Origin of the sequence: Cohaesibacter intestini, assembly GCF_003324485.1 — a bacterium.
In the GTDB taxonomy this organism is placed as follows: domain Bacteria; phylum Pseudomonadota; class Alphaproteobacteria; order Rhizobiales; family Cohaesibacteraceae; genus Cohaesibacter; species Cohaesibacter intestini.
The window spans coordinates 18093-42123 of sequence record NZ_QODK01000007.1 but is presented as its reverse complement, the minus strand read 5'-3'; the positions used below and the strand labels follow the sequence as shown (position 1 = coordinate 42123).

Below are 24031 nucleotides of genomic sequence, written 5' to 3'. Positions count from 1 at the left end.
CCATGACAGACACCATACTGGCGCTGATTCCGAGCTATGGCCTTTGGGTGATCTTCTTCACGGTTGCGTTGGCCTGTCTCGCCATTCCGTTGCCCGCCTCCATGCTGGTGGTGGCCTCCGGGTCTTTTGCGGCCTCTGGCGATATCGATCTTTACAGCGCCATGGCCGCGGCGCTTGTGGGTTATTTGATCGGCGATCAAACCGCTTTTCGAGCCGCCCGTCTGGCAGGCGTCCCTCTGATCGAACGCTTTCGTGCCTCTGCGCGCACGAGAAGGCTGATCGCGCGCACTGAAAGCCTTCTTGAAAAGCGCGGTATTCTCGCCATTCTGCTTTCCCGCACCATCCTGTCGCCACTCGGGCCATGGATGAGCTATCTGTGTGGGGCGATTGGCGTAAAATGGCATGCCTTCACCCTTGCCTCGCTTGCCGGTGCAACACTCTGGGTCGCGGCCTATTGTCTGATGGGGTATTATTTCGCGGACCGAATCTATGAATTGGCAACCTTGACCAGCAACGGCATTGGCTTCCTGTTGGCCTTTGCTACGGCCATCATGGCGGCCCTTTGGCTGCGGTCGAGCTGGCGGCGCTACAGCCTTCAGCAGACAGACAACGCTGAAATGCAGCCTGTCCACTCCTCTCAAGAAAGACCCAAAGACCATGCTGATCCCGTTTGACACCTTGCTTGTTTTCATCTCCGCTGTCATCGCGCTTGGGCTTGCTCCCGGTCCAGACAATATTTTCGTGCTGACCCAATCAGCGCTTTATGGTCGCAAGGCAGGGCTGGTGGTGACCTTGGGGCTGTGCACCGGGCTGCTGGTTCATACCGCGGCGGTGGCTTTCGGGGTGGCGGTGATTTTTCAAACCTCGGCACTGGCTTTCACTGCGCTCAAACTGGTCGGCGCTGCCTATTTGCTCTATCTGGCCTGGGGTGCGTTCCGGGCCGGCAGTAGCGCCATCCCGATGAAGGGTGGCGCGGGCAACGGACCAAGCCTGATGGCGCTCTATCGTCGCGGTATCGTGATGAATATCACCAATCCCAAGGTTGCGATTTTCTTCCTCGCCTTCCTGCCGCAATTTGCCGACCCGGCCAATGGGTCACTGACCGGGCAGTTGCTGCTGCTCGGGATGCTGTTTATCCCCTGCACCTTGCTGGTTTTCGGTGGCATCGCCTTTGGTGCAGGTTTCCTTGGGGGCTGGTTCAGCAATAATCCTAGGGCGCAAGTGATCATGAACCGCATGGCCGGTCTGGTCTTTGTCGCGCTGGCCGTCCGTCTGGCAACTTCCCAACGCTAGGCTAGGGACGGTCTCTGATCCATCTCCAGGAGCCACCCGGTGAAACACATATCCCTTCGCGATGTCGCCACCCATTGGGACCAGAATGCGGACCAGTGGGCGGAAGACGTGCGCAATGGCTACGACACCTATCGTGAACATTTCACATTGCCTGCCTTTCGTGCCTTCCTGCCAGACCTGCATGGGCTTGACGTGATCGACTTTGGCTGCGGGGAAGGGGGCAACAGCCGCCACTTTGCCCGGATGGGTGCACAGGTTACCGGCATTGATCTGTCCGAAGGCATGCTCTCCCATGCCAGATGTCAGGAAGCGGACCAGCCCCTTGGTATCCGCTATCTGCAAGGGTCTTTCTGTGACAAGACAGAGTTGGTTGACGGCTCCTTTGATGCGGTGCTGTCCACCATGGCGTTGATGGACGGGCCGAATTTGGACGGCGCCATGGGGGAAGCCTTCAGATTGCTGAAACCGGGCGGCTTTCTCGCCTTCTCGATCCTCCATCCCTGTTTCATCATTCCCGGTGTCCAGTGGAAACCGGCCAACGATCAACAGGAGGCGGTCGGCTTTGGTCAGGCGCGCTATTTTGCACGCGAAACCTTTGTCGAAAACTGGAAATTCGGCTGCCGCCCCAATCTTGATGCGGTTGCTTCCTTCGCCGTGCCGCGCTTTCCGCGCACTATGGCGGATTATGTCAACGCGGTCGCGGATGCTGGTTTCCGGCTGACCCGCATGGAAGAACCCCGCCCCAGCGACGAGGCCTGCGCCATCGTTCCCAGATTGGCCCGTTGGCGCGATCTGGTGGCCTTCCTGCTGCTCATTGAAGCCCGAAAACCCTGATAGTCAAAAGAACAACAGACATGGTCTGAAACACGCACAGAACAGCAAAAAGCCCGCCCAAAAACCCGCCCAAAAACTCGCGAAGGCGGGCTTTTCATGTATTTGCATCTTTACATTCGATCAGGCCGCGCGCACCTCTTCAAGAAACCGGGCCACCAGTCCATTGAGATTGACTGCCTGACTGGAGACCGCTTGCGAAGCAGAGAGCACCTGATTGGCTGATTGATTGGTCTCGGTTATCGAAGCGGTCACACCGCTCATGTTGAAGGCAACTTCGCTGGTGCCTTGTGCTGCCTGCTGTACATTGACACTGATCTCAGTTGTCGCGGCCCCTTGCTGTTCCACTGCCGTGGCAATCGAACTCGTATAGTCGTTGATCCGGTTCATCGTCTGGGCGATTTGGTCGATGGCATCGGCTGCCTCCTTGGTTGAGCCTTGAACCGAGGAAATCTGGGATGAAATTTCTTCGGTTGCGCGCGAGGTCTGATTGGCAAGTTCCTTCACCTCTGCGGCAACCACCGCGAAGCCCTTGCCCATTTCGCCAGCACGCGCCGCCTCGATGGTTGCATTGAGGGCGAGCAGATTGGTTTGCTCGGCGATGTCCTGAATGAGCCGGATGACATCACCGATCTTTTGCGAGGAGTCACTCAATGCCGATACTTTGACATTGGTTTCTGTCGCTGACAGAGTCCCCTCGGACACCACTTGTTTGGTTTGCTCCACCTGTCGACCGATCTCCTCGATCGAGGCGGCCAGTTCCTCTGCCGCAGCCGCAACGGTCTGAACATTCACCGAGGCCTGTTCGGAAGCCGCCGCAGCCGAGGTGGCACGTTGAGAGGTATCCGACGCGATGCCGGTCAAAACCTTGGCCGTGCCTTCCATTTCTGTTGTATTGCTGCCGACGGTTTCCAGCGCCTGCTTCACATCACTGTCAAAACTCTTGATCAGATACTCGACGGTCATTTGCCGTTGCTCGCGGGCCTTTTGCTCTGCTGCTGCGGCATCTGCAAGGCGCTGCCGCTCAATGGCATTGTCTCGGAAAACCGCGACGGCCTTGGTCATGTCTCCGATCTCGTCGCCTCGACTGGTGCTGAGCAGGGCCACATCGGTGTTGCCATCGGCAAGATCTGTCATTTCCGCGACCAGAGCGCTGATCGGTCTGGTGATCGAGCGGGAAGCCAGCACTCCGCCAATGCCCGAAATGGCGAGCAGGACGAGACCGATCAACATCATGCGATTGCGCATGGCAACAAGCGGTGCGTCGATTTCAGCGGTTGCCTGAGCCGCGATGATTGCCCATTTGTTGCCGTGATATTCGAGCGGAACCGCATAGGTCGTTAGTTCGGTGTCGCGATAGTCCGAGGTGATGGCCGGTTCCCAACGGCCCGCCAGAGCGGCAGCAATCACCGGGCTGTCGATCTTGGTCTTCAGCATGTCCTCGCCCGGCGTCTTGTCGCTTTCGTTCAGCATGGTGCCATCGCTGCGAACAATCAGATATTCCCCCGTTTTGCCCAGACCGGCACGATTGGTCAGCACCTTGTCGGCAATGTTTGGCAACTGAAAAGCCAGAACTCCGATTGTCTCGCCGGTCTCATCGGCGATCCGGGTGGAGACAAAACTGGCTGGCGCATCGTTGCTGGGGCCATAGGGGCGGAAATCGAAAAAGGCGACCTCTTCGTTGGTCATCTGGGCCGCAGCCCGGAAAGCATTGCCCAGATCGGTATCCCTCCAGCGTCCTTCATTCAGATTGGTAGCGAAGTCCTGCTCCTTGAATACCGAATAGAAAAGGTCACCTTCCTTGTTGAACAGGAAGACATCATAATAGCCATGTTCGCGCAGCAACTTGCGGAACCATGGATGAAATTTTGCATGGACCATATCATACTGGCTACCGGTGTCAGCGGCATCGAGATTGTCCTTCTTGCCGACATCATGCGGGTTGCCAGTGATATAGGCCTTTACCAAAGCCGCCTGCGGGTTCGTACCAACAGCCTTCCAGGCCGCTCCAAAGCTCTGAATGGCTTCTCTGGCAAGCGGGCTTGCGGCAACAATCCTCAAGTCTTTGTCGATCAGTTCAAGACTTTTTGCGATTTCGACTTTCCGCGACTTGAGAAGAGCCTGTATCTCTTCCTCATGCATTGTATGGATGTTGTCACGCGCAGTCATAAAACTGGCAAATCCAACTCCCAGAACGCAAAGAAAAGCACTCAGAACAACTAAGACGGGGAGCTTGCGGGAAATACGTAAGGACGATATGGCAAACATCTGGCAGTCCACTTATGTTGATTTATAGCTTCCACTTTAATTTTGAAATTTTAACTGGCTCAATATAAATATTTACTAAATAGAAATTATAATTTTGAAGATATTGGAAGGTAATTTTTTGACATATTTTGCTTTGTACTGTATTTATATAGGTGTGATTAAAATAAATGATTGGAAAAATTGCATTTTTCAAGAAAAAGTGAGAGTAGATGGTGTTTTTCAATAGAGACTTTTAGGTTTGTTGTGTAATAAAGTATTTCAGTAAACGAATGATGTGCAGTATTATTAGGCAATATTAAGTAAGAATTGCACAAAAAAAGAGCACCAAACCCATTGGGTTCGGTGCTCTTTTGTTCTCGTGCGCAGTCGGAGAAGCCAAGTCAAGTCGGCTCGTTCAGATGCAAATCAGCCGCCAGCAGCTTCGAACACTTCCTGTTCGGCTTCCGCGCTTAGATCATAAAAGGTACCCGGTGTGATATAGGGCAAATCAAGCTTGTCCCAGACATCAAGCAACGCAGCCGACAGACCATTGACCAGACCATCATCATGGAAAGGTGACGGGGTGATGCGCAGGCGCTCGGTGCCGCGCGGAACGGTCGGATAATTAATCGGCTGGATATAAATGCCATGCTGATCGAGCAGCATGTCGGACGCCTTCTTGCAAAGATCCGGGTCGCCGACAAACAGAGGCACAATGTGGGTTTCGGACTGCATCACCGGCAGCCCTGCATCGGACAGTGCCTTTTTGGTATAGGCGGCCTGACGCTGCTGACCGTCGCGTTCGACCTGACTGCTTTTCAGGTGGCGAACAGAGGTCCGCGCAGCTGCAGCGATGGCCGGAGGCATTGCCGTGGTGAAAATGAAGCCGGGTGCATAAGAGCGAATGGCGTCGATAACCGCAGCCTTGCCGGTAATATAGCCGCCAAGCGTACCAAAGGCCTTCGCCAAAGTGCCTTCGATGATGTCGATCCGGTCCATCAAGCCTTCGCGTTCGCAGATGCCTGCTCCCCGCTCGCCATACATGCCAACCGCATGGACCTCATCAATATAGGTCATTGCATTGTATTTCTCGGCCAGATCGATGATTTTTTCGATCGGCGCAACATCGCCATCCATCGAATAGACGGACTCGAACACAATCAACTTGGCGCGTTCCTTGCCAGCGGCAGCCAGCAGCTCTTCCAGATGCTCGACGTCATTGTGACGCCAGAGCTGTTTCTGAACGCCAGAGCTTTTCACCCCTGCGATCATCGAGGCATGGTTGAGCTGATCGGAGAGAATGAGACAGTCCGGCAACAATTTGGCAATGGTGGATATGGAGGCCTCGTTGGACACAAAACCTGAGGTGAAGACCAGAGCCGATTCCTTGTTGTGCAGATCCGCCAGCTCCATTTCCAGCTCGACCAGAGGCCGGTTCGTGCCGGAAATGTTGCGCGTGCCGCCTGCACCGGACCCCATCTTTTCGGCGGTCTCGGTCATTGCCGCGATCACGTCGGGATGTTGCCCCATACCCAGATAATCGTTCGAGCACCAGACCATAATCTCGCGTTCAAGACCATTGTCGGCGCGCCAGATCGCACGTGGAAATTTGCCCGCCTGTCGCTCCAGATCTGCAAAGATGCGGTAACGCTTCTCCTCTTTCAAAGAGGAGACGGCATTCTCAAAAAACTCTAGATACTTCATTTGAAGTGATATCCGCTTGTTTCTGGTCCAAATCTGCGAACCGGTCGGTCTCTCAATCCAATACAACCCCGTGCAGCATTGCGACACTGCAAACTTGTCTGTGGTCCTTGGGGAAGTTTGGCCCTCAATCTGTATGGTCACTTTGACCGACACTTTGACCAAGAGCCTTGAGGTTTGTCAATTATCACACCGGTTACAAATTTGTAAGGCAGTCGTAAGGCTACGGTTAGAATTTTGGAAAAGTGTTGCAAAATCAAACCCTACATCCGACCCATATGGCCAGAACCGGCTGGTTTCGGCGGGTTCTGTCCACCTGCACCCCAGCATATCTACGCAATCGACAGAATCGAAATGAGGGGTGACGGCGCTTGTTCGATCAATCGCGTGTATTCGGGCAATGATTTCAATGATCGTTATGGTCAGTATTGTGCGATATGATTGCCAGTTTTTTTAAGCACATTTCTTGTCCTGACACAGAATGTTTGCTTTACTGGTCTTACAAAATTTGACGTAAAATTACTTATTCCTGCTTTCTCATTTTTCTAGGACCGCCATCATGCCGTTTCACGTCGCCCTGATCACCCCATCGAGATATGATCGCGATGGTTACGTTCAGCAATGGAAGCATCCAACCATGGTCACGCAGGCGCAGGCAGCCGTAAAGGCCCTGCTGAAGGACTGCGATAGTCGTCAGCTGTTGGGGCCAGACGTCACGATCACCTGCGAAGATCATTATGAGATCTTTGGCCCGGTTCCGGTGGAAGGCATTATCGAGCGCATCAAGGAAGCTGGCAATGGCGCAGTATTTCTGACCGGTGTTTTGAGTGCCTTTTATCCGCGCGCAATGGATCTGGCGCAGATGTTCCGGGACGCAGGCATTCGTGTGGTCATCGGTGGTGTCCATATCAATGGTGTGATGGCTTTGTTCAAGGACAAGCCCTACGGCCTGCAGGACGCGATAGACATGGGGGTAACCCTGTTTGTTGGTCAGGCTGAGGGCCATATGGACGAACTGATGCGCGATCTGTATGGCGGTATTCACAAGGATGTCTATGACTATCTCAACGATCTGCCGGACTTGAAGTCTGCGCCGATGCCGGATTATCCGGTCGAGATGATCAAGCGCAGCAGTTCGGGCATGTTGCCCATCGAAACCAGTCGCGGTTGCCCGTTCAAATGCACCTTCTGCTGCATCCCCAACACCCAAGGGGTGAAGATGCAAATGCGCGACCCGCAGGACATTGCCGACTATGTCCGGGACTATTGCCAGAAGGGGGTCAAAAATTTCTTCCTGTCCGATGACAATATCGCCCGCAACAAGGAATGGGCACAGGTCTTTGATGCCCTAGCCGAAAGCAAGCGCGTTCACAATCTCAACTATCAGATGATCATCGAGGCCGATACGGTTGCCTACAAGATCCCCGGTTTCATCGAAAAGGCCCGGGCCGCTGGCGTTACCGACGTTTTTCTTGGCCTTGAATCGATCGATCCCGACACCATCAAGGCGGCTGGCAAAAAGCACAATCGGGCTGCCAATGTGCGGGACATGTTCGATGCTTGGTATCAGGCGGGCTGTGTCACCCTGTCCGGTTTCATCATCGGCTTTCCCGGCGATGATGCCGACAAGATCAGAAGAAATATCGACACGTTGGTTGAGGAATATGCAGGCGAAATCTTTACCTTGTCCGTCCTGACCCCGCTGCCCGGATCCGTCGATCACAAACGGCTGGCTGATGCGGGCACCTACATGGATCCGGACCTCAACAATTATGATCTCGGCCATGTTGTCTTTCATCATCAGGATCTGCCGCAAGCGGATTTCGATCGCATGAAACCCTCGATCCTGCGTCGGCTCTATTCCGTCAAGCGGGTCTGGTCCATCATGCTGCAAGGCCTGCGCAACCCGGCCGGTGCCGTGACCAACTATTCCTGGTCGCTGTTGTTGATGCTTGGCTATCGGGTCGAGGGCGGCGGTGTCTATGAAATGGGACTGGGGCGGTATCGCAATCGGCTTTTGCGCCGGCCCACCATGCCTATCGAGCCCGCCATCCTTTTCTATCCCAAATATGCCTTGAAGGATGCGCGCTTTCTGCTGCTGGGTGGCGCCACCATCCTGCTGCTGAAAGCCATACGCGCCCTGGCAAGACGCAAGGTGGCCAAGGAAAAGGCCAACGCAGTCACCCCACAACTGCAACCCGCTGAGTAGAGGGATGGATGGGGGAAGAGACCCCGCACCACAGGGTAAAGATTCATAAAGGCTTTTGCGATAATCTAATCCAAGCCTGACGTCTATTCGCTTGACGGCGGATGATATAGAGGTGCGGAGTTTTATATGTCAGTGACAGTCCTGTCAGCATTGAGGGTTTTGGTGATCGAGGATAGCGCCTATATGCGCACGATCATTCGAACCATTTTGCAAGGTCTTGGCGTGCGCGAGATTTTCGAGGCCGAGGATGGGGGCGTCGGACTGGAAAAGCTTGAGCAGCTCTCGCCCGATGTTGTGATCATTGACTGGGTTCTGCCAATTCTTGACGGACCAGAGCTCGTCCGCCTGGTGCGCAATCCCAACCATCCGATGGGCACCGTACCGATCATCATGATCTCGTCCTATGCCGAAAAACACCGCATCATGGAAGCCAAACAGCTGGGCGTGCATGAATTCCTGCGCAAGCCCTTCTCGGCCAAGGATGTCTATCTGCGAATGGTGGCTGCAACCTCCATGGAGCGTCCCTTCGTGCGGACCGACAATTATTACGGCCCGGCCCCGCGCGAGGCGGTCACCCGCCGTGCCGGCGACGGAACGCCAGAGCAAGGCCAGTCCGGGGTTGCCATGCCAACCGCCTTCGCCTGACCGCATCAGAATCAGACCGCCCTACAGTCAGAAAAGCTTCGATTAGCGGACGATTGTCAGCGTCTCCGCGGCCCGTGTGATGCCTGTATAGAGCCATCTGTGGCGGTGATCGCGGAAGGCCCAGCTTTCATCAAACAGCATCACGTCGTTCCATTGGGAACCTTGTGACTTATGCACGGTCAGCGCATAGCCATAATCAAATGAATCCCCTTGCTTGCGAACCGTCCAGGGAATTTCGCCCCCATGTTCCTCGAACAGCGCTTTGGGCACCTTCAGAGGAACCCTGCCGGACAATTCATGCCCGATTTCCGGACTGACCCGCATCTTGATATCCTTGCCGGTCCGGCTGGTCACCTTGTCGACCAGCCAGATGCCGCCATTCAACAGGCCCTTCTGGTGGTTGTTGCGCAGACAAACAAGCTTGTCGCCGACCTGAGGGTAGGGGCTGTCAAACGACTTCAGCTCTCGCAGGCGATTGTTATAGCGCTGCCGGGTGACATTGCGGCCAACCAACACCTGATCGGCTTGCAGAACCTTGTCCGTTTCCAGATCGCGGCGATGGATCACTTTTACCGTGTCATAGTCGCCATAATCCAGCGTGTTGCCTTCGCGCACATCCTGTGCCAGTCGAATGATCGGATTGTCCCGCGCCTGACGGTGAATTTCCGTCAGCATCATGTCCGGTTCGTCATCGGTGAAATAGCCACCGCCAGAAACGGGGGGCAACTGGGCGGGATCGCCTAGAACCAACACCGGCTTGCCAAAGGACAGCAAGTCGGAACCCAGCATTTCATCGACCATCGAGCATTCGTCAATGATGATCAGATCCGCGTCGTGAGCCGGGCTATCCCGATTGATGACAAAGGCAGGAACATCGCTTTCGGCCTCGTCATCGTCATCGCGACTGTCCGGCCGATAGATCATCGCATGGATCGTGCTGGCTCCCGGGCATCCCTTTTGCCGCAAGACCTGTGCCGCCTTGCCTGTAAAAGCGCCGAACAGGACTTCCCCATCGACCCCTTGCGCCAAATGCTTGGCAAGGGTGGTCTTGCCCGTGCCCGCATAGCCGAACAGGCGGAAAATCGGCGCATCACCCTTCTTTATCCATTGATTGACCGCATCCAAAGCGGCGGCCTGTTGATCGGACCATTCCACGACAGTCTTACCCTCGAACCGGAATCACACACGCTTCCTTCGTGGAATCGCAGTCCCGACACTGACCAAGCAGAGCCACAATTTCAAGCATCAGACGGGCTTTTCGAAGCCTTTCGGGCAAAAAGAGAACAAAATGTGAATATCTGCAATCGTTTCAGGCATCCGAAAGGCGGCCTGCATCTGAGGCAAAAAAAATGCGCGAACCGAAATTCGCGCATTCAGCAAACTGTCGCATCTTTGCCAGAAGAAGTTAGAGGAAATCACCGGAGATCAAGGGTCAGGCCTGCATCAATTCCTTGCTGTCTTCATGAACTCTTTCTTGCTCGGAAACCAACGCATCGGTGAAGTTCGGGGAAAGCCCGGAAAGCAAGTCAAGACCCATATTTGCGAGGCGTTGTTCTGTACAGTCGAGTTTCGAATAATGGCTCATACCAAGCAGGATCCCCATCATATGATCCAGACTCAACTTGGACTTGCCCTGATCCGAAGATTTTTCTCTATCAAGTCGTTCAAGGAGAACGGAAAGACCGCCGGTTAGCTGTACGTAATAGTCCTGATAAATTTCATAGCATTCGCCATCTTTGACCGTGAGTTCGCTCAAACCGTTCAACAACAGGCAGCCTCTTCCAGCGCCCTTCTGGGACAGGAAATAGCTAAAATCCAGGATCAGATCTATCGCCGCATGCTCTGGTTCCTTGGCTTCCATTTCGGTGCGCGCATTGATCAGTATATTGAGGGGATTTGCCTTTACATAGCGCTCAAGCACCAAACCCAAAATCCGCTCCTTGGATGCAAAGCTATTGTAAAAACTTGATCTTTGGATATGCATCGATTCAACAAGTGAACTGATGGATGTTCTGGCAACCCCGTCTGCCCAGAAAGTTTCCGTTGCTGCATCGAGCACGTTTTCATAATCGAATTCTTTTGGTCGGCCCATGACAATCCTCACAACGTCTACGTGGAGTAGTAATGAATATCTTATAACTAGAATCTAGCCATCTCCTTTGAAGGCTGCAATGCGAATGGTTAGAGGAGGAAAATTTTGTCTGATCTGTCCATTTTGTAGGAAAAAAATAACGCCTTGGTTGTAGCAAGGGTTGTGCATTTTTATGTCTATACATAACTAAATTAGGTATAATATATCGAGACATAACTTAATCGATAAATCACCAACAAAAATTTCCCCCCTGATAAATTCGAAACTACGCATATACTTGAAGTTTCAAGGAAATTGAACGTTGGATGCAGTATCCAATTGAAATAACGGGACCGATCTCTGGTTGTGCCAATCCTGGAATGCCCTGAAATATTTTACCGTGCAGCATAAAATAAATGCACTCTTTAATTGAATTTATTGCCTGTGGGTAAAGTCTTTCTTTTCCCGGACGGTTGATTGAGATTGTCTGTCAAGCCCCAGATAGAAAATAAAAGAGCCGCATTGGGATAACGTTTAACCATGGTGTTTAAGACGAATCACTCCCGAATGAGCTGGCAAACCTGTTCACCTCTTCGATTGTGGCAAGGCTGGATATAGGGAGGGTCAGTCAGGAAAGCGCTCTTCGTCATCCTCGTCTTCAAGGTCATGGGATGGGTCGACCGGATTGAGATAGCCGTCGACCGCATGGACTTGATCCCGAAAGCTTCTGAGATTGCTGACCACGCCGTCACCACCCAGCCGGGTGCATTCCGCAAGGATAAGCTCGCAAGCAGACGCTGCCGGGACCAGAGAGGGCAAAAGCTGCGGCCCGGTCATCGGCACGAACAATCCCATGTCAGCATAGGGCACAGCTGGTGAGGACATGGTATCGGTGATCGCGACGATCTTGCAGCCTCGCTTCTTGGCGACTGTTAGAAGCCGCCCGCCCTCTGATGCATAAGGGGCGAAGGTGAACAGGATGATCAGGTCTCTTGGTCCTGCCTGTCCCAGCATGTCAAAATGAGATCCGTCGGGGCTTTCCAGCAATTGGATCGAAGGCAGGGCAATTTTGCCAGCATAAGCGAGATAGTGCGCAAAGGCGAAGGACGAGCGATAGCCTGAGACGTAAACCCGGTCAGCCTCCAGAATGGCATTGGCGATCCGTTGTACTGATTTCAGGGTGTTGGGCTGAAACAAACTGGTCAGATTGCTCAGCGTAGCCTGTCCGATTTCGACAAAAGCATCCGAGCCTTCTCCCCATTTGCCGCCCTTTTGCAGAGCTGCGGCGCGCTCATCCAGCCGCACTTCCTGTACCTGCACACCTTCCTGAAAGACCGAGCGGAAGGGATCAAAAGTAGAAAAGCCAGCAACCTGAGCCAGCCGCACGATGGTGGAGGGGTGCACGTCGGCTGCTTTGGCCAGCTGTCGCACAGACTTGAAAGCGACATCGGCCGGATTGTCGAGCACATAGGAAGCCGCGACCTTCATCTGAGGGGAAAGGCCGGGATAGGCATCCCATAGCAATTGTCGCAAATCATCGAGTTTCATGTCTGTACTTTTGGTTCAAGCTATCGAATGCATTGGCAAACGGTGCCGTCCGCTTGTCTCAGCCCTTTCATACAAAAGTTGATCGGGTTTGGCAAAAGGTGAGGAGGCTATGCACTGGAAGGACCAATTGTATTTGCCACAGTTTGAGCCGCAACTGCCGGAAAAGTGCAGAAAATAGCCAAAAAGGAACACGCCTTCACCCGGCAAATGGGGAAAAATGCCAAAAATGCAACGATATGTTGCTCTTTGGAAAGATTCGCGTTTACCTCACGTGTGAAATGAATAGGATTGAATTCGTGTTTTGAATTAATTCTGTTTACCACTAGCCACGACGTTGAAATAACATGTTTTTCGGTATGCCCAAGCCCGTGGTTCTGTCCTATGCAGCCAATGGAATTCGCCGCTCCAAACGGGATTGTCTCGCCCTGCCCATCAAGCCTGATGAACTGGTTGCCAGCGCGCGCGCTGCAAAAGAGGCCGGTGCTTCTCTTTATTCCTTCTCTGTGCGCGACGACACGGGCATTGCAATGTCTCAACTGGACGCCTTGTTGCCGACGATCGCCATGATCAGGGATGCGACCGACGGTGGATTTGGACTTCAGTTGGAACTGGACATCAATCCGGCAACGGGCATCGACCTGACAGAAGTCGACCGGTTGCTGGCTGCTGAAACTGTGGATTCACTCCAAATCCGGCTCGATCAGATCCTGCCTCGTGATGGCGACGAAGCCGACGAAGACCGGGCGCGTCAATTCCTTGATCTTTGTAATGAAAGAGGAACGGGCGTTCAGTTTGCGCTGGATCGGGCCAGTGACATCGAATGGTTCTATGCCTTTCGCCAATATGGGATCATTCCCGAAAGCTGCCGAGCCTTGTTGTTCATCCTCGGCACGGACGGCGAGCAGCCGACCAGCAATGCCAATGAGTTGCGTCCCTTTTTGACCACGCTGGACAAGCTATACCTGACCGGCAAGGTGGCGTGGTCTGTGGCCGCTTTCGGTCCCTCGGAGCTGACGGCCCAGACAGCGGCGCTTGCGATGGGTGGGCATATGATGATGGGACCCGCCTATAATGCCCAGTCTGGGCAAGGAGAGGCTTTCAAAGGGCCCCAAGATCAGGTAAGTCCGTTGCAGCAAGTCGCCAATCTGCTTGGTCGCTCCATTGCTTCCGGCTTTGAGACCCGAACCCTGTTGTTCGGGCCACGCTGAACAAGCCTGAACGATCCCGAGCAGGCCGCCACATGCCCGCATGGGGGATTGGGGCGACTGGCTGGCAAATGATGCAACAGAAAGACAGACAGCCATGTCCGACCGGTTCCTGCCGCGCAAGGATCGCACCGACCCTGCCATCACTGAGAGTGAAATTCAGTATGATGGCTTTGTCACCCTCTCTAAATGCACGGTGCGCTACACAGACACATCCGGCACGGTTCATCATGTAACACGCGAAATTCATGACCATGGCAGTGCGATTGCCGTTCTACCAGTTGATCGCGCGCGCCGCGTGGCTTTGCTCGTGCGTCAATTGCGGATCGGCGCTTTGGCCAATGGGGAGAAAGACCCAATGCTGCTGGAAGTCGCTGCCGGTCTGGTCGATCCCGGAGAAAGCCCCGAAGGGGCCGTCCTGCGTGAGGCGGAAGAGGAGCTGGGCTTTGCCATTCACGAGCTGGAACATGTCACCCGTTTCTATGCCTCACCGGGCACCTTGACCGAAACCATTGATGCCTATCTTGCCTGCTACACGCTCGATGATCGGGTCCATGAAGGGGGCGGCCTTGACCATGAAGGCGAGGACATCATCGTCGAGGAAATCGCTCTTGACGAACTTGGCGAAGCGGCCCTGCAAGGCCAATTACGCGACGCCAAGACAATCCTGCTGATCCAGCATTTGATGCTTGCTGAGCCGGAATTGTTTTTCTGATCAGACCACCTGAAACTTTGAAAAGTCACCCTTGCTCTCGGCCTTGTCTCGGCGCACACTCTCCCCCAGCTGTCTGATGAGTAGGGAGGCAAAGATGACAGAAACGCTTGCAAAGAGAGCGGGCTCTATTGCCCAGGGCAAGGTCTGGGCCAACCTGATTGACGGAGAGGCCGTGCCTGCAGCCAGCGGCAAGCTGCTTGACCTCATCTGTCCGTCCGATGGTCAAGCCTTCTGCCAGATCGCCCGCTCCACCAAGCCCGACGTCGATGAAGCGGTTGCCGCCGCCCGCAAGGCCTTCGAGGGGCGGATATGGAGCCGCATGACGGCAACCCAGCGCGGACGTTGCCTCTCCCGCCTCGCACTGCTGGTGGACGAGCATCATGAGGAACTCGCCGCGCTGGAAAGTCGAGACACCGGCAAGCCACTGCGCCAGGCTGACGCCGATATCACCATGGCCGCTCGTTATTTCGAATTTTACGGTGGTGCGGCAGACAAGATCATGGGTGACACCATCCCGATGCTGGACGGGTTTACGGCGCTCACCCTGCGCGAACCCCATGGGGTGGTCGGCTCCATCGTGCCATGGAACTATCCCGCCCAGATCGGGGCTCGGGTCATTGGTGCGGCATTGGCGATGGGAAATTGTCTGGTTATCAAGCCTGCCGAGGAAGCGTGCCTGTCGATTCTGCGCATGGCTGAGTTGGCCGATGAAGCGGGCATTCCTCCGGGCGTTCTGAATGTGGTCACCGGCCATGGGGAAGAGGCAGGCAGTGCTCTGTCCGGTCATCCGGGGATCGATTTTCTCACCTTCACCGGTTCTCCCACGGTTGGCACTTTGGTCCAGAAGGCAGCCGCCGACAATCATGTCGGCACGACGCTGGAGTTGGGCGGTAAAAGCCCGCAAATCCTATTTGAAGATGCGGATTTGCAAGAGGCCATGCCGGTGGTGACCAACGCCATCATCCAGAATGCCGGCCAGACTTGTTCTGCCGGATCGCGCCTGTTGGTGCATCAAAGCCTGTGGGATGCGGTTGAGGAGCAATTGATCACCCGCTTCAATGCCCTGACAGCGGATCGGCACGACCGGGACGCGGATCTCGGACCTCTTATTTCCAGCGGTCAGGCCGATCGGATCGACAGTTTCATGCAGCTTGCCGCCGACCGGGACATTCCCGTGCTGGCTGCAGGCTCAGTCGCCTCTGATGCTCCTGATGGCGGCTTCTATGCAGCCCCCACCCTGTTTGGCCCTGTACCGAACAGTCACCCGCTGGCACAGGATGAGATTTTCGGGCCGGTCCTGTCGATGATCCCCTTCAGGGATGAGCAGGAAGCCATCGATCTGGCCAATGGCACCCCCTTCGGACTGGTTGCCGGTGTCTGGACACGGGATGCTGCCCGATCCATGCGCATGGCCCGTGCCGTGCGGGCCGGGCAAGTTTTCATCAATGGCTACGGGGCAGGGGGTGGCGTTGAGCTGCCATTTGGCGGTTTCAAAAAATCCGGCCATGGGCGCGAGAAGGGCATGGCGAGCCTGTTGGACATGTCTGCACTCAAGACAATCATCATGAAACACGGCTAAAGGCCTGATAACGGCCGAAAAACGGTCGAACACGATAGGAAAAGGTCCGGCAATAGCCGGATAATGGGAGGAAACAGAATGACAGCGGACAAAGGGTCCAAAAGACTGGAAGGCAAGGTTGCCATCGTCACGGGAGCTGCGTCTGGCTTTGGTGAAGGCATTGCGCGGCGCTTCGCTGCCGAAGGGGCCAAGGTCGTCGTCGCCGACCTTAATGGCGACGCAGCCCGAGAGGTCGCCGCCGATATTGGCGGTACCGCGATCGTGGCTGATGTGTCGCAAAAGGACGCTGTTGACCGCATGGTCAGCGCTGCGGAGGATTTCGGTGGCCCGGATATTCTGGTCAATAATGCAGGCTACACCCATTGCAACATGCCCTTCATGGATGTCGACGAAGCGATGTTTGATCGGATCTATGATGTCAATGTGAAGGCAATCTTTCTCGCCACACGGCGGGTGGTGCCCATCATGCGGGAAAAGGGCGGCGGGGTGATCATCAACACCGCTTCCACCGCGGGTTTGCGGCCGCGCCCCGGTTTGGTGGTCTATAACAGCTCGAAGGGGGCCGCCATTTCCCTGACCAAAAGCCTCGCCATCGAATTTGCTCCGGACAAGATCCGCGTCAATGCTCTCTGCCCGGTGGCTGGCGAAACCGGCATGCTGCATCTCTTCATGGGGGAAGATACGCCAGAGAAACGTGATCTATTCAAGAACTCGATCCCCATCGGCCGCCTGTCAACGCCAGAGGACATCGCCAATGCTGCGCTCTATCTGGCCTCGGACGAAGCCAATTTCATCACCGGCGTGGCGCTGGAGGTGGATGGGGGCCGCTGCATCTGAACGAGTCGTCAAATGAGAAAACACCTTTCGCCCGGTCTGGACGAAAGGTGCTCCCCCCACAGTGCTCACCGGGCCTGTTGGATCATGGGGAGCGCAGGGCCCTGCATCAATCCTGATCAACGGCTGGTTTTACGCCCGGTCAGCGGCCGTTCTTGGTCAGTAACCGCCTCAAACGGTCAGCTGGTCAAACCGTTGGCGTGTGACCGGACAGGACATCAGCCATCCAGTCGGAGTCGATATTCTGGCCTGACAGGACAACACCGACCTTCTTGCCCGCCATTTTGTCTTTCTCGATCATCAGGGCCGCCAGAGATGCAGCGCCCGCTCCTTCTGCCAGATTGTGGGTGGCACGATAGATCAACCGGATTGCCTTGGCGATGCTGTCATCATCGACCCGGACAATATGATCAGCCCCCTTCATCACGATATCAAGAGCGTCAGCATCGGGGCAGCGGACCGCCATGCCATCGGCAAAGGTGTCGCTGCGCTCGGCTTCGGTCAGCGTGCCGCATTCGAAGGAGCGGGCATAGCCATCGGCCCGGTCAGAGACCACCCCGACAATTTTGGTCTTGAGATTGAGGGCATTGCGCGCCTCGATCATGCCGCAGATGCCCGAGCCCTTGCCAATCGGCACATAGATCGCATCAAAATCCGCATGCTGGCGCATCATTTCATAGGCATAGGTGCCGACGCCTGCCACCAGATCCTCATGGAAAGAGGGCACCATGTGCAATCCATCCCGCTCTGCCATGCTTCGCGCACAGCCACAGGCCAGATCAAAGTCATCCCCTTCCTCGATCAGGGTTGCGCCAAAACTCTTCATGGCCGCATTCTTTTCTGCCGAATTGCCATGGGGCACGACGATGGTGGCATGCAGACCCTCAACGCGGGCGGCGAAGGCAAGGCTCTGACCGTGATTGCCGCGCGTGGCGGAAATCAACCCTTCGGCTTCAGGGAAACGGGCCTTGTAGCGATTGGCATAGACCAAACCGCCACGCACCTTGAAGGCGCCAGTCGGGGTGTGATTTTCATGCTTCATCCAGACATTGGCCCCCAACGCCTCGGCCAGCAGAGGCCAATTGTAACAAGGGGTTGGTTTCATGGCGCGGTAAACCAGTTCCTCGGCGCGTTCGAAATCCCGACAACTGAGCATGATGATGGTCCTTTTTTGGCGATGCTTTTATGGTGGACCTGCCCGGTGGCTTTTTTGCCCGCATGGCGATCCAACGCTCTTGCAAAAAGCATGACAAAGGATATTGTATGGGACAACTTATATATTGTATGGGATGCAATGATTATTGTCTGCCATACAATCAAAGCGACGATCTGGAAAGGTGAGACAGGTGTGCCCATGAAGGACAAGCAGGCCAAATGGTGCCCGGAGCTGGGCGATTTCGCCGGGCCGAAATATCGCGCCATTGTTGCCGCCATGCAGCGCGACATCCAGAGTGGCGCCTTGCCGCCGGGCACGCGTCTGCCCACCCAGCGGGATCTTGCCTGGTCACTTCAGGTCAACCTCTCAACGGTCACCGAGGCGTTTCGCGAAGCAACCCGCCTGCGCTTGATCACCGGGGAAGTGGGGCGTGGCACCTATGTGCTGCCGGGCAATGATGCGGTCCAGCTCTATGCCATCGACAAAGGCGGCAATCACGACACGATCGATCTGTCGACCATTGTTCCGGCACGGGCTTTTTCCAGCGAGGATTTGCGCCAGAGCTTTGCCACCCTGCTGGCGCGGGATAATCTGTCCGACATCATGGACTATCCTACCCCGGACCTGATGCAACGATGCCGCAGTGCCATTGGCCAATTCTATCAGCCGCGTGGCTTTCACCCACGCCAAAGCGACATGTTCCCCTGTGCCGGGGCGCAAGCGGCTTTGTTTGCCGCTCTGCAATGGATCGCCAAGCCCGACCTGCCGGTGTTGGTCGAGGAATTGACCTTTCCGGGCATGAAGATCGCCGCCCGTCAGATGGGCCTGCGGCTGGTGCCGGTTGCCATGGATGAGAAGGGCATTCTTCCCGCCGATCTTGACCGTGCCGCGCGGGCCAGTGGGGCGCGAACTTTGGTCATCAGCCCGATCCTGCAAAATCCCACTGGTGCGACCATGGATGCCGACCGCCGGGCCGCCATTGTCGCATTGGCCGAAAAGCTCGACCTCTTGGTGATCGAGGAAGATGTCTATGGTGGCTTCACCAAGGAACCGCCGCTCAGCCTGCAATTGGCGGGGCGCTCAATATTGGTCGGGGGGCTGTCGAAACTGGTGGCTCCGGGGCCACGCTTCGGCTTTGTCATTCCGATGCTTGAGGGCAATGAGGCGCGGCTACCGGAGCAGAATTTCGCCATCGATGAACTGGTCCATGTTACCAGTTGGATGGCCGCTCCGATCATGCTGGAGCTTTGCTGCCACTGGATCGAAAGCGGTGAGATCAACCGGCATATGGAGTGGCAACGGCAGGAGGCAAGGACGCGGCAAAGCCTTGTCAGACGCAAGCTCGGTTTGCCGCCCTTAGGGCGCAAGCCCGCCGCCCCCCATCTCTGGATCGGAGCGGGACAAGACAGCCCTTTTGCCGGCTTGAGCGGTGATCAGGCTGCCGCCAAGGCGCGTGCTGCTGGTGTTGAAATCGTGCCTGCCTCGACCTTCTGTGCTGGCCGCATGTTGTCTGACGGTATTCGCCTGTGCGCTACATCCCCTCGAGATCGGGCCGACGTGACAGAAGCCTGCAAGCGACTGCGTAAGGCCTGGTCCTAGGCAGGTTTGTTTTCGTTGTATAAGGGACCGGAGCCGAGCTTAGTCCTGCGGCTCCACCACGCGCTCTGCCGGGAAGCTGACTTCGACCAGTGTGCCTTCACCCGGCTTGCTTTTCAGGGTCAGACATCCGCGATTGGCCTCTACTAACGCCTTGGTCAATGGTAGGCCGAGCCCAGTGCCTTGAGCGGAATCGCGCACGGAGGAAACCTGCCGGAATGGCTCAAGCGCCGTCACCAGATCCTTCTCGCTCATGCCGATACCGGTGTCGCGGATTCGCAGCACCACATCGCCATTCTCCTCATGCACCGTCGACAGGATCACCTGCCCGCCAGCATGGGTAAATTTCACGGCGTTCGATAGTAGATTGAGCACGATCTGGCGCAGGGAACGCTGGTCGCCTGCAATCTGGGGCAACTCTGAGGCCAGCGACGTCCGGATGATGATGTGCTGTCGGTTTGCCTGTTGCTGCATCAGGCTGACAGTCTCTGCCACAAGCCGATTGAGATGCGTCGCCTCGAACTGCAAGTCCATCTTGCCTGCTTCCACCTTGGACAAGTCCAGAAGGTCATTGATCAGGCTCATGATGTGATTGCCGGAGGTCTTGATGTCTCTGAGATAATCCTTGTAGCGTTCACTGCCAACAGGGCCGAAGCGTTCCTCCATCATTACCTCTGCAAAGCCGATAATGGCATTGAGCGGTGTGCGGATTTCGTGGCTGACCTTGGCAAGGAAGGTCGATTTCTGCTTGTTGGCATTCTCGGCGAGGATTTTCCCCGTCAACAGTTCCTCTTCCGAGCGCTTGTGCTGGCTATTGTCGCGCAGCACCGCGCAGAAGCGCTCGGTGCCTGGAATATTCACCCGGCCCATGGTGACGTGAAGCGGAATGAGGCCGCCCGATGCAATCACGCCGATCACATCGCGTCCGTCATTCAAAACGCTAGCAAGGCCATTCTTGCTCAGACTGTTGAGATAATCGATTGCGGTCTTGTGACTTTCCTCAGCCAGCAAGCCAAGGAAGCTGCCACCCGCCACTTCATGGCGATCCACCTCGAACAGGGCTTCGGCGCTGTGGTTCATCCGCAACACATGTCCATCGCCATCCAGAACCACAACGCCGTCGGTGGCGGTGTCGAGAATGGCTTCCAGTTCGGCAATCTTTTCGTCTTCTTCCGAAATGCCCATCGCTTGGGGTTGATCGGGCGCTTCCTCGAAACTGAGCAACGCGGCCGGAATATCGCCCCAATTGATCGAAGAAATGGTGGCCAATGCCGAGAACGGTCGGGCACCTGCCCCACGCAGGGTGGTGCGGCCATTGGTTTTTGTCAGCCAGTCCCCCGGCCGACCGGAAAACAGACCTTCCATGCCTCCGGCCTCTTCCAATGCTGAAGCGCTGTCAAAGCCCAACAAGGACAGGGCCTTGCGCGAGGCAAACAGAATGCGATTGTCTGCGGAAACAATCATCGCAACCGACAGTTTGTTCAACAGATCGATGAGCGGCGAGGTCTTATCCGCGCGATCCCAGAGGCTGGCTCCGGCCATTGATGCAGCAGCCGTTGCCGCTGCCAAGGCCTGCGATGGTGCAGCTGAGGTGTCAGCCGTGTCACTGTCCGGCTCCTCTGTTTCCTCTACGATTGACACAGTGTCGGTGACACCATCAAGCAATTCCAGCTCGGCCAGCTCCAGATCCTGTTCTGCGGATGTGGCTTCGGGCAGATCGAGCGCCAATGCTTCGTCTTGGGGCTGATCCGCCAGTGCAGCGCCTACATCTTCTGTAGCTTCTGTATCCTCTCCAACCGCGACAGCCTCAGGCTCTTGAGATGCCGCAACCACGCCAATCTGTTCGGGACTATCGGGCCGCTCTTCAGGTGCTTTTGCGGCATGCAGATCCCCGCCATCGGCAAGGGCTTGCACCGCTTCAAGCAGTTTTTGATGTTCACGCGCCTGTTCGGTCTGGGCTGTTGCCGGCGACTTGGATTTATCAGCGGCCTGTGCCAGCCGCTCACGCATATGGCGGAAGGCTGGGTCCATCGCGAAAATCTCGCGGAAGGCTGAGCTGGCCGCAGATTTCAGGGTCGCATCCCCTTGAGAACGGGTCTGAAGCGCCTGCTGAAGTCGTGCCTGATCAATATCTGGATTGTCCGCGATTTTGTCGGTTGCCTTGGCGGTCAAGCGGTCCATTGACGGCAGGTCGCCAGCCTTGTCATCTGTATCGTCATCCATTGTGGCAATTGGATCGTCGAACTCTTCGTAGTCCTCGTCGATTTCCTCTTCCGGCAGGCTGTGATCGAACTCAGACCCGCCCAGAGCCGCGGCAATTTCGTCGAACGCATCCTTTTCGCCATCGCTCAGGGCCTGACCGTCTTTTGCAGGAGGCTCTGGCATTTGTGGTTTCGTTGGTTCGAAAGCCTTCACCCCATGCGCGGACTCGGTCAACAAATCGCGCACCCGGTGATAGGGGTCAGGACCTTGACCCTTGCTTGCTTGATCGTCCGAAGGTGAGGCAGGGCCGCCGGTGTTCGTATCGTCGCCGCCGCTCGATGCGTGAATCTGCGACGCGCCAAGGCCCGAAGGGGCAAAATTTTGCTCGTTGCCTCCAGTCTCAATCTGGTCATCAGACATGGCGCGGTCTCCATTCGGATCCGAATGTGGCGTCAGCGCCTCTTTGTTGCTGCCCACATCTGGCGAAATCAGGGACTCAGCTGCAGCGACGGCGTCGTTGACCGCGCGCAGCAATTCTTCTGACATTATTTCTCGATTGTCGTGAAACTGTGGCAACGTTGTGTCGCTCTGATGGCGGTTTGTGTCGCTTTGTAACGGCGCATCAGCAGGTCCTTCGTTGCGCCCGTCGCTGCGTTTGAGCTTGGTATTGCACATGCCAAAGCCACGAAACCCCTTGAAGCCGTGATACCGCCCGAAGATCGGCAAGCCGGTCAACTCAACCTCGACCCTTGTTGCTAGTCCAGCGACGGGCCATTGGACGGTCAGCCCCACCCAGGTGTCGCGGCTCTCGAAGGCACGCGAGATGGTCCCTTCCATATCCATTTCCAGGCCGTCGGCCAGTTCCTGCCATGTCTTGCCAATGATGGCCGCATTGTCCGGGCCGACCGCTTTGGCCAGATCCTTTGAGACATAACTGAAGCGGCCCACTTCATCGCTTTCCCACACGAAATGATAGATGCCACCCTTGTCCAGCGCATCGGCCAGCGACTGCGCATCCGCTTCAGGTGGCGCCTTGCGCTCCGGACCTGTCCCGCCAGAGGGCTCGATATCCGGTTTCTGTTTTGCGGCCCCTCGATCAGCTGCGCGCGGCAAAGTGTAGATGTTTGACCCTATGGCCGGATCGGGGGAGGGGGGCACCGGTTTGTCCGCCGAGCCATCCTCATGGAACGGGGTCAGATCGCTGTCCCTGGCCTTGTCTACCTTTTCCAGCTCGGCCTTCAAATGCTCCATGCCTCGGGCCACATCATGCATGCCGAAGGTAGAGGCAAAAACATCGGCGCCCTGATCAATGGCTGATTGCTCGGATTCGGCTTCGGCGCTATCGCCAAGTTCCGCCATCAGCAGAGCATGGTCTTCGGCCCGGCGATCCGCTTCGCTCTGGCCTTGATAGTGGACCAGCAAATAGCGTGTATGCTCTGCGTCGCCGATGCGCACGAGTGTCGTCACCGGGCTTGCTTCCTCCTCACCCAGCGGTTTCGAGACGAGGCGCAAAGGCGTGTTGGCTCCGGATGCCAACCCCTTGATGATGTCCTGATCGGACAGAATGGCATCAATCGCCCCGGACTTGGCCAGCGGGGCGAGCTGGTCATCAAGGCAGGCCGCCGCAATGTCCTGTTCAGCGGATAAAGCCTCAAGCAGGGCCTGACCACGCTCCACGTCATCGTTGCCAAGCGCCGGATAATCGGTGGCAATCACCAGCAAAACCCCTTCACCCTCGACCTCTAGTCGTTTGCAAAGGCAATTGCAGGTGATGGCCTCGGCGCCGAGGAAAAAGCGCAATCGATCAAGCATCGGTGCATTGGACCGGGCGTTGCGGACCAGCCGCGCCAGATGGCGTCTTGCCGGGTGTACGTCACCGAAGCTGCGGTTCAGCATGGCGTCCATGCTGACCTCACCAAAGAAGGCCAGACCAGCCGCATTGGCCCACAGAATCCGGTTGCCCTCGCCATTCCACACCCAGGCAGGGCGCGAATCGAGCAGAACCGCTCCGATGGTCGGATGCGCGGTCAGCGTCAGATAAGGCATGGCCAAACTGGCCGGGCGAGTAAATTCCATGGATGCAGGTCTTTGTCTTCAGTCAGTGTTCAGCGTCTCGCCGATCAGCAGCAGGCGCGGTGGCAATAGATTAATAATATGTAAATACAGTCTCTTTTGGGTCAGGTCCAACAAATCCCTGTG

General features: G+C 55.9%; 17 protein-coding genes. 10 read left to right on the top strand and 7 right to left on the bottom strand.

Features of this window, described 5'->3' with window-relative positions:
- The first annotated feature begins 2 nt into the window (after nt 1–2).
- Genes DSD30_RS19130 through DSD30_RS19120 form a run of 3 tightly spaced genes read left to right on the top strand, consistent with a single transcriptional unit; the run spans nt 3 to nt 2127 of the window.
- A complete protein-coding gene (locus tag DSD30_RS19130) occupies nt 3–674 on the top strand; it encodes a DedA family protein (protein ID WP_114011362.1) in 672 nt (223 codons plus the stop codon).
- Entirely contained in the window at nt 658–1293 is a 636-nt protein-coding gene (locus DSD30_RS19125; RefSeq protein ID WP_114011361.1) for a LysE family translocator, read from the top strand. The genes DSD30_RS19130 and DSD30_RS19125 overlap by 17 nt, the downstream gene beginning before the upstream one ends.
- A 39-nt stretch (nt 1294–1332) precedes the next feature.
- Complete coding sequence (locus DSD30_RS19120) at nt 1333–2127, top strand: class I SAM-dependent methyltransferase (RefSeq protein WP_114011360.1); 795 nt, start codon at nt 1333–1335, stop codon at nt 2125–2127.
- A 120-nt stretch (nt 2128–2247) separates the two neighbouring features.
- On the opposite strand, the gene DSD30_RS19115 is transcribed toward DSD30_RS19120, so the two are convergent.
- Both DSD30_RS19115 and hemA read right to left on the bottom strand, forming a co-directional pair.
- Nucleotides 2248–4293 carry a methyl-accepting chemotaxis protein gene (locus tag DSD30_RS19115; protein WP_198663059.1) on the bottom strand — a complete coding sequence of 682 codons (2046 nt, stop codon included), beginning with the start codon at nt 4291–4293 and terminating at the stop codon, nt 2248–2250.
- A 504-nt stretch (nt 4294–4797) separates the two neighbouring features.
- A complete protein-coding gene (gene hemA, locus DSD30_RS19110; RefSeq protein WP_114011358.1) occupies nt 4798–6075 on the bottom strand; it encodes a 5-aminolevulinate synthase in 1278 nt (425 codons plus the stop codon).
- Between the two features lie 556 nt (nt 6076–6631).
- Here hemA and DSD30_RS19105 point away from each other — a divergent pair.
- Nucleotides 6632–8281 carry a B12-binding domain-containing radical SAM protein gene (locus DSD30_RS19105; RefSeq protein ID WP_114011357.1) on the top strand — a complete coding sequence of 550 codons (1650 nt, stop codon included), beginning with the start codon at nt 6632–6634 and terminating at the stop codon, nt 8279–8281.
- A 126-nt stretch (nt 8282–8407) separates the two neighbouring features.
- Nucleotides 8408–8926 (top strand): response regulator transcription factor, encoded by a 519-nt coding sequence (locus DSD30_RS19100; RefSeq protein ID WP_114011356.1) that lies wholly within the window; start codon nt 8408–8410, stop codon nt 8924–8926.
- Nucleotides 8927–8968: 42 nt separating this feature from the next.
- Here DSD30_RS19100 and DSD30_RS19095 read toward each other — a convergent pair whose 3' ends face one another.
- The 3 genes from DSD30_RS19095 to DSD30_RS19085 all read right to left on the bottom strand — a co-directional run bounded on the left by DSD30_RS19095 (nt 8969) and on the right by DSD30_RS19085 (nt 12545).
- Nucleotides 8969–10081: an ATP-dependent DNA helicase gene (locus DSD30_RS19095; RefSeq protein ID WP_114011355.1), complete on the bottom strand. Its 1113-nt coding sequence runs from the start codon at nt 10079–10081 to the stop codon at nt 8969–8971.
- A gap of 277 nt (nt 10082–10358) precedes the next feature.
- Nucleotides 10359–11018 carry a TetR/AcrR family transcriptional regulator gene (locus DSD30_RS19090; RefSeq protein WP_114011354.1) on the bottom strand — a complete coding sequence of 220 codons (660 nt, stop codon included), beginning with the start codon at nt 11016–11018 and terminating at the stop codon, nt 10359–10361.
- A 603-nt stretch (nt 11019–11621) separates the two neighbouring features.
- Nucleotides 11622–12545 carry a MurR/RpiR family transcriptional regulator gene (locus DSD30_RS19085; protein WP_114011353.1) on the bottom strand — a complete coding sequence of 308 codons (924 nt, stop codon included), beginning with the start codon at nt 12543–12545 and terminating at the stop codon, nt 11622–11624.
- Between the two features lie 344 nt (nt 12546–12889).
- Between DSD30_RS19085 and DSD30_RS19080 the strand changes: the two genes are divergently transcribed.
- From DSD30_RS19080 to DSD30_RS19065, 4 genes are all read left to right on the top strand, one after another.
- Nucleotides 12890–13753 (top strand): 3-keto-5-aminohexanoate cleavage protein, encoded by an 864-nt coding sequence (locus DSD30_RS19080; protein WP_114011352.1) that lies wholly within the window; start codon nt 12890–12892, stop codon nt 13751–13753.
- A gap of 94 nt (nt 13754–13847) precedes the next feature.
- Nucleotides 13848–14465: an NUDIX domain-containing protein gene (locus DSD30_RS19075; protein ID WP_157967780.1), complete on the top strand. Its 618-nt coding sequence runs from the start codon at nt 13848–13850 to the stop codon at nt 14463–14465.
- Nucleotides 14466–14541: 76 nt separating this feature from the next.
- Complete coding sequence (locus DSD30_RS19070) at nt 14542–16044, top strand: aldehyde dehydrogenase family protein (RefSeq protein WP_425359478.1); 1503 nt, start codon at nt 14542–14544, stop codon at nt 16042–16044.
- A gap of 78 nt (nt 16045–16122) precedes the next feature.
- Entirely contained in the window at nt 16123–16881 is a 759-nt protein-coding gene (locus tag DSD30_RS19065; protein ID WP_114011349.1) for an SDR family oxidoreductase, read from the top strand.
- Between the two features lie 184 nt (nt 16882–17065).
- On the opposite strand, the gene DSD30_RS19060 is transcribed toward DSD30_RS19065, so the two are convergent.
- Entirely contained in the window at nt 17066–18034 is a 969-nt protein-coding gene (locus tag DSD30_RS19060; RefSeq protein ID WP_114011348.1) for a threonine dehydratase, read from the bottom strand.
- A gap of 198 nt (nt 18035–18232) precedes the next feature.
- On the opposite strand from DSD30_RS19060, the gene DSD30_RS19055 reads away from it, so the two are divergent.
- Entirely contained in the window at nt 18233–19633 is a 1401-nt protein-coding gene (locus DSD30_RS19055; RefSeq protein ID WP_198663058.1) for an aminotransferase-like domain-containing protein, read from the top strand.
- A gap of 39 nt (nt 19634–19672) precedes the next feature.
- On the opposite strand, the gene DSD30_RS19050 is transcribed toward DSD30_RS19055, so the two are convergent.
- On the bottom strand, nt 19673–23908 hold the full coding sequence (locus DSD30_RS19050; RefSeq protein ID WP_114011346.1) for an ATP-binding protein: 4236 nt from the start codon (nt 23906–23908) through the stop codon (nt 19673–19675).
- Nucleotides 23909–24031: the final 123 nt, after the last annotated feature.

What these genes read in the sequence shown, in the direction of transcription:
- DSD30_RS19130 (WP_114011362.1), top strand. Translation starts at nt 3, where the DNA reads ATGACAGACACCATACTGGCGCTGATTCCGAGCTATGGCCTTTGGGTG.
- DSD30_RS19125 (WP_114011361.1), top strand. Translation starts at nt 658, where the DNA reads ATGCTGATCCCGTTTGACACCTTGCTTGTTTTCATCTCCGCTGTCATC.
- DSD30_RS19115 (WP_198663059.1), bottom strand. Translation starts at nt 4,293, where the DNA reads ATGACTGCGCGTGACAACATCCATACAATGCATGAGGAAGAGATACAG.
- hemA (WP_114011358.1), bottom strand. Translation starts at nt 6,075, where the DNA reads ATGAAGTATCTAGAGTTTTTTGAGAATGCCGTCTCCTCTTTGAAAGAG.
- DSD30_RS19105 (WP_114011357.1), top strand. Translation starts at nt 6,632, where the DNA reads ATGCCGTTTCACGTCGCCCTGATCACCCCATCGAGATATGATCGCGAT.
- DSD30_RS19100 (WP_114011356.1), top strand. Translation starts at nt 8,408, where the DNA reads ATGTCAGTGACAGTCCTGTCAGCATTGAGGGTTTTGGTGATCGAGGAT.
- DSD30_RS19090 (WP_114011354.1), bottom strand. Translation starts at nt 11,018, where the DNA reads ATGGGCCGACCAAAAGAATTCGATTATGAAAACGTGCTCGATGCAGCA.
- DSD30_RS19085 (WP_114011353.1), bottom strand. Translation starts at nt 12,545, where the DNA reads ATGAAACTCGATGATTTGCGACAATTGCTATGGGATGCCTATCCCGGC.
- DSD30_RS19080 (WP_114011352.1), top strand. Translation starts at nt 12,890, where the DNA reads ATGTTTTTCGGTATGCCCAAGCCCGTGGTTCTGTCCTATGCAGCCAAT.
- DSD30_RS19075 (WP_157967780.1), top strand. Translation starts at nt 13,848, where the DNA reads ATGTCCGACCGGTTCCTGCCGCGCAAGGATCGCACCGACCCTGCCATC.
- DSD30_RS19070 (WP_425359478.1), top strand. Translation starts at nt 14,542, where the DNA reads ATGAGTAGGGAGGCAAAGATGACAGAAACGCTTGCAAAGAGAGCGGGC.
- DSD30_RS19065 (WP_114011349.1), top strand. Translation starts at nt 16,123, where the DNA reads ATGACAGCGGACAAAGGGTCCAAAAGACTGGAAGGCAAGGTTGCCATC.
- DSD30_RS19060 (WP_114011348.1), bottom strand. Translation starts at nt 18,034, where the DNA reads ATGCTCAGTTGTCGGGATTTCGAACGCGCCGAGGAACTGGTTTACCGC.
- DSD30_RS19055 (WP_198663058.1), top strand. Translation starts at nt 18,233, where the DNA reads ATGAAGGACAAGCAGGCCAAATGGTGCCCGGAGCTGGGCGATTTCGCC.
- DSD30_RS19050 (WP_114011346.1), bottom strand. Translation starts at nt 23,908, where the DNA reads ATGGAATTTACTCGCCCGGCCAGTTTGGCCATGCCTTATCTGACGCTG.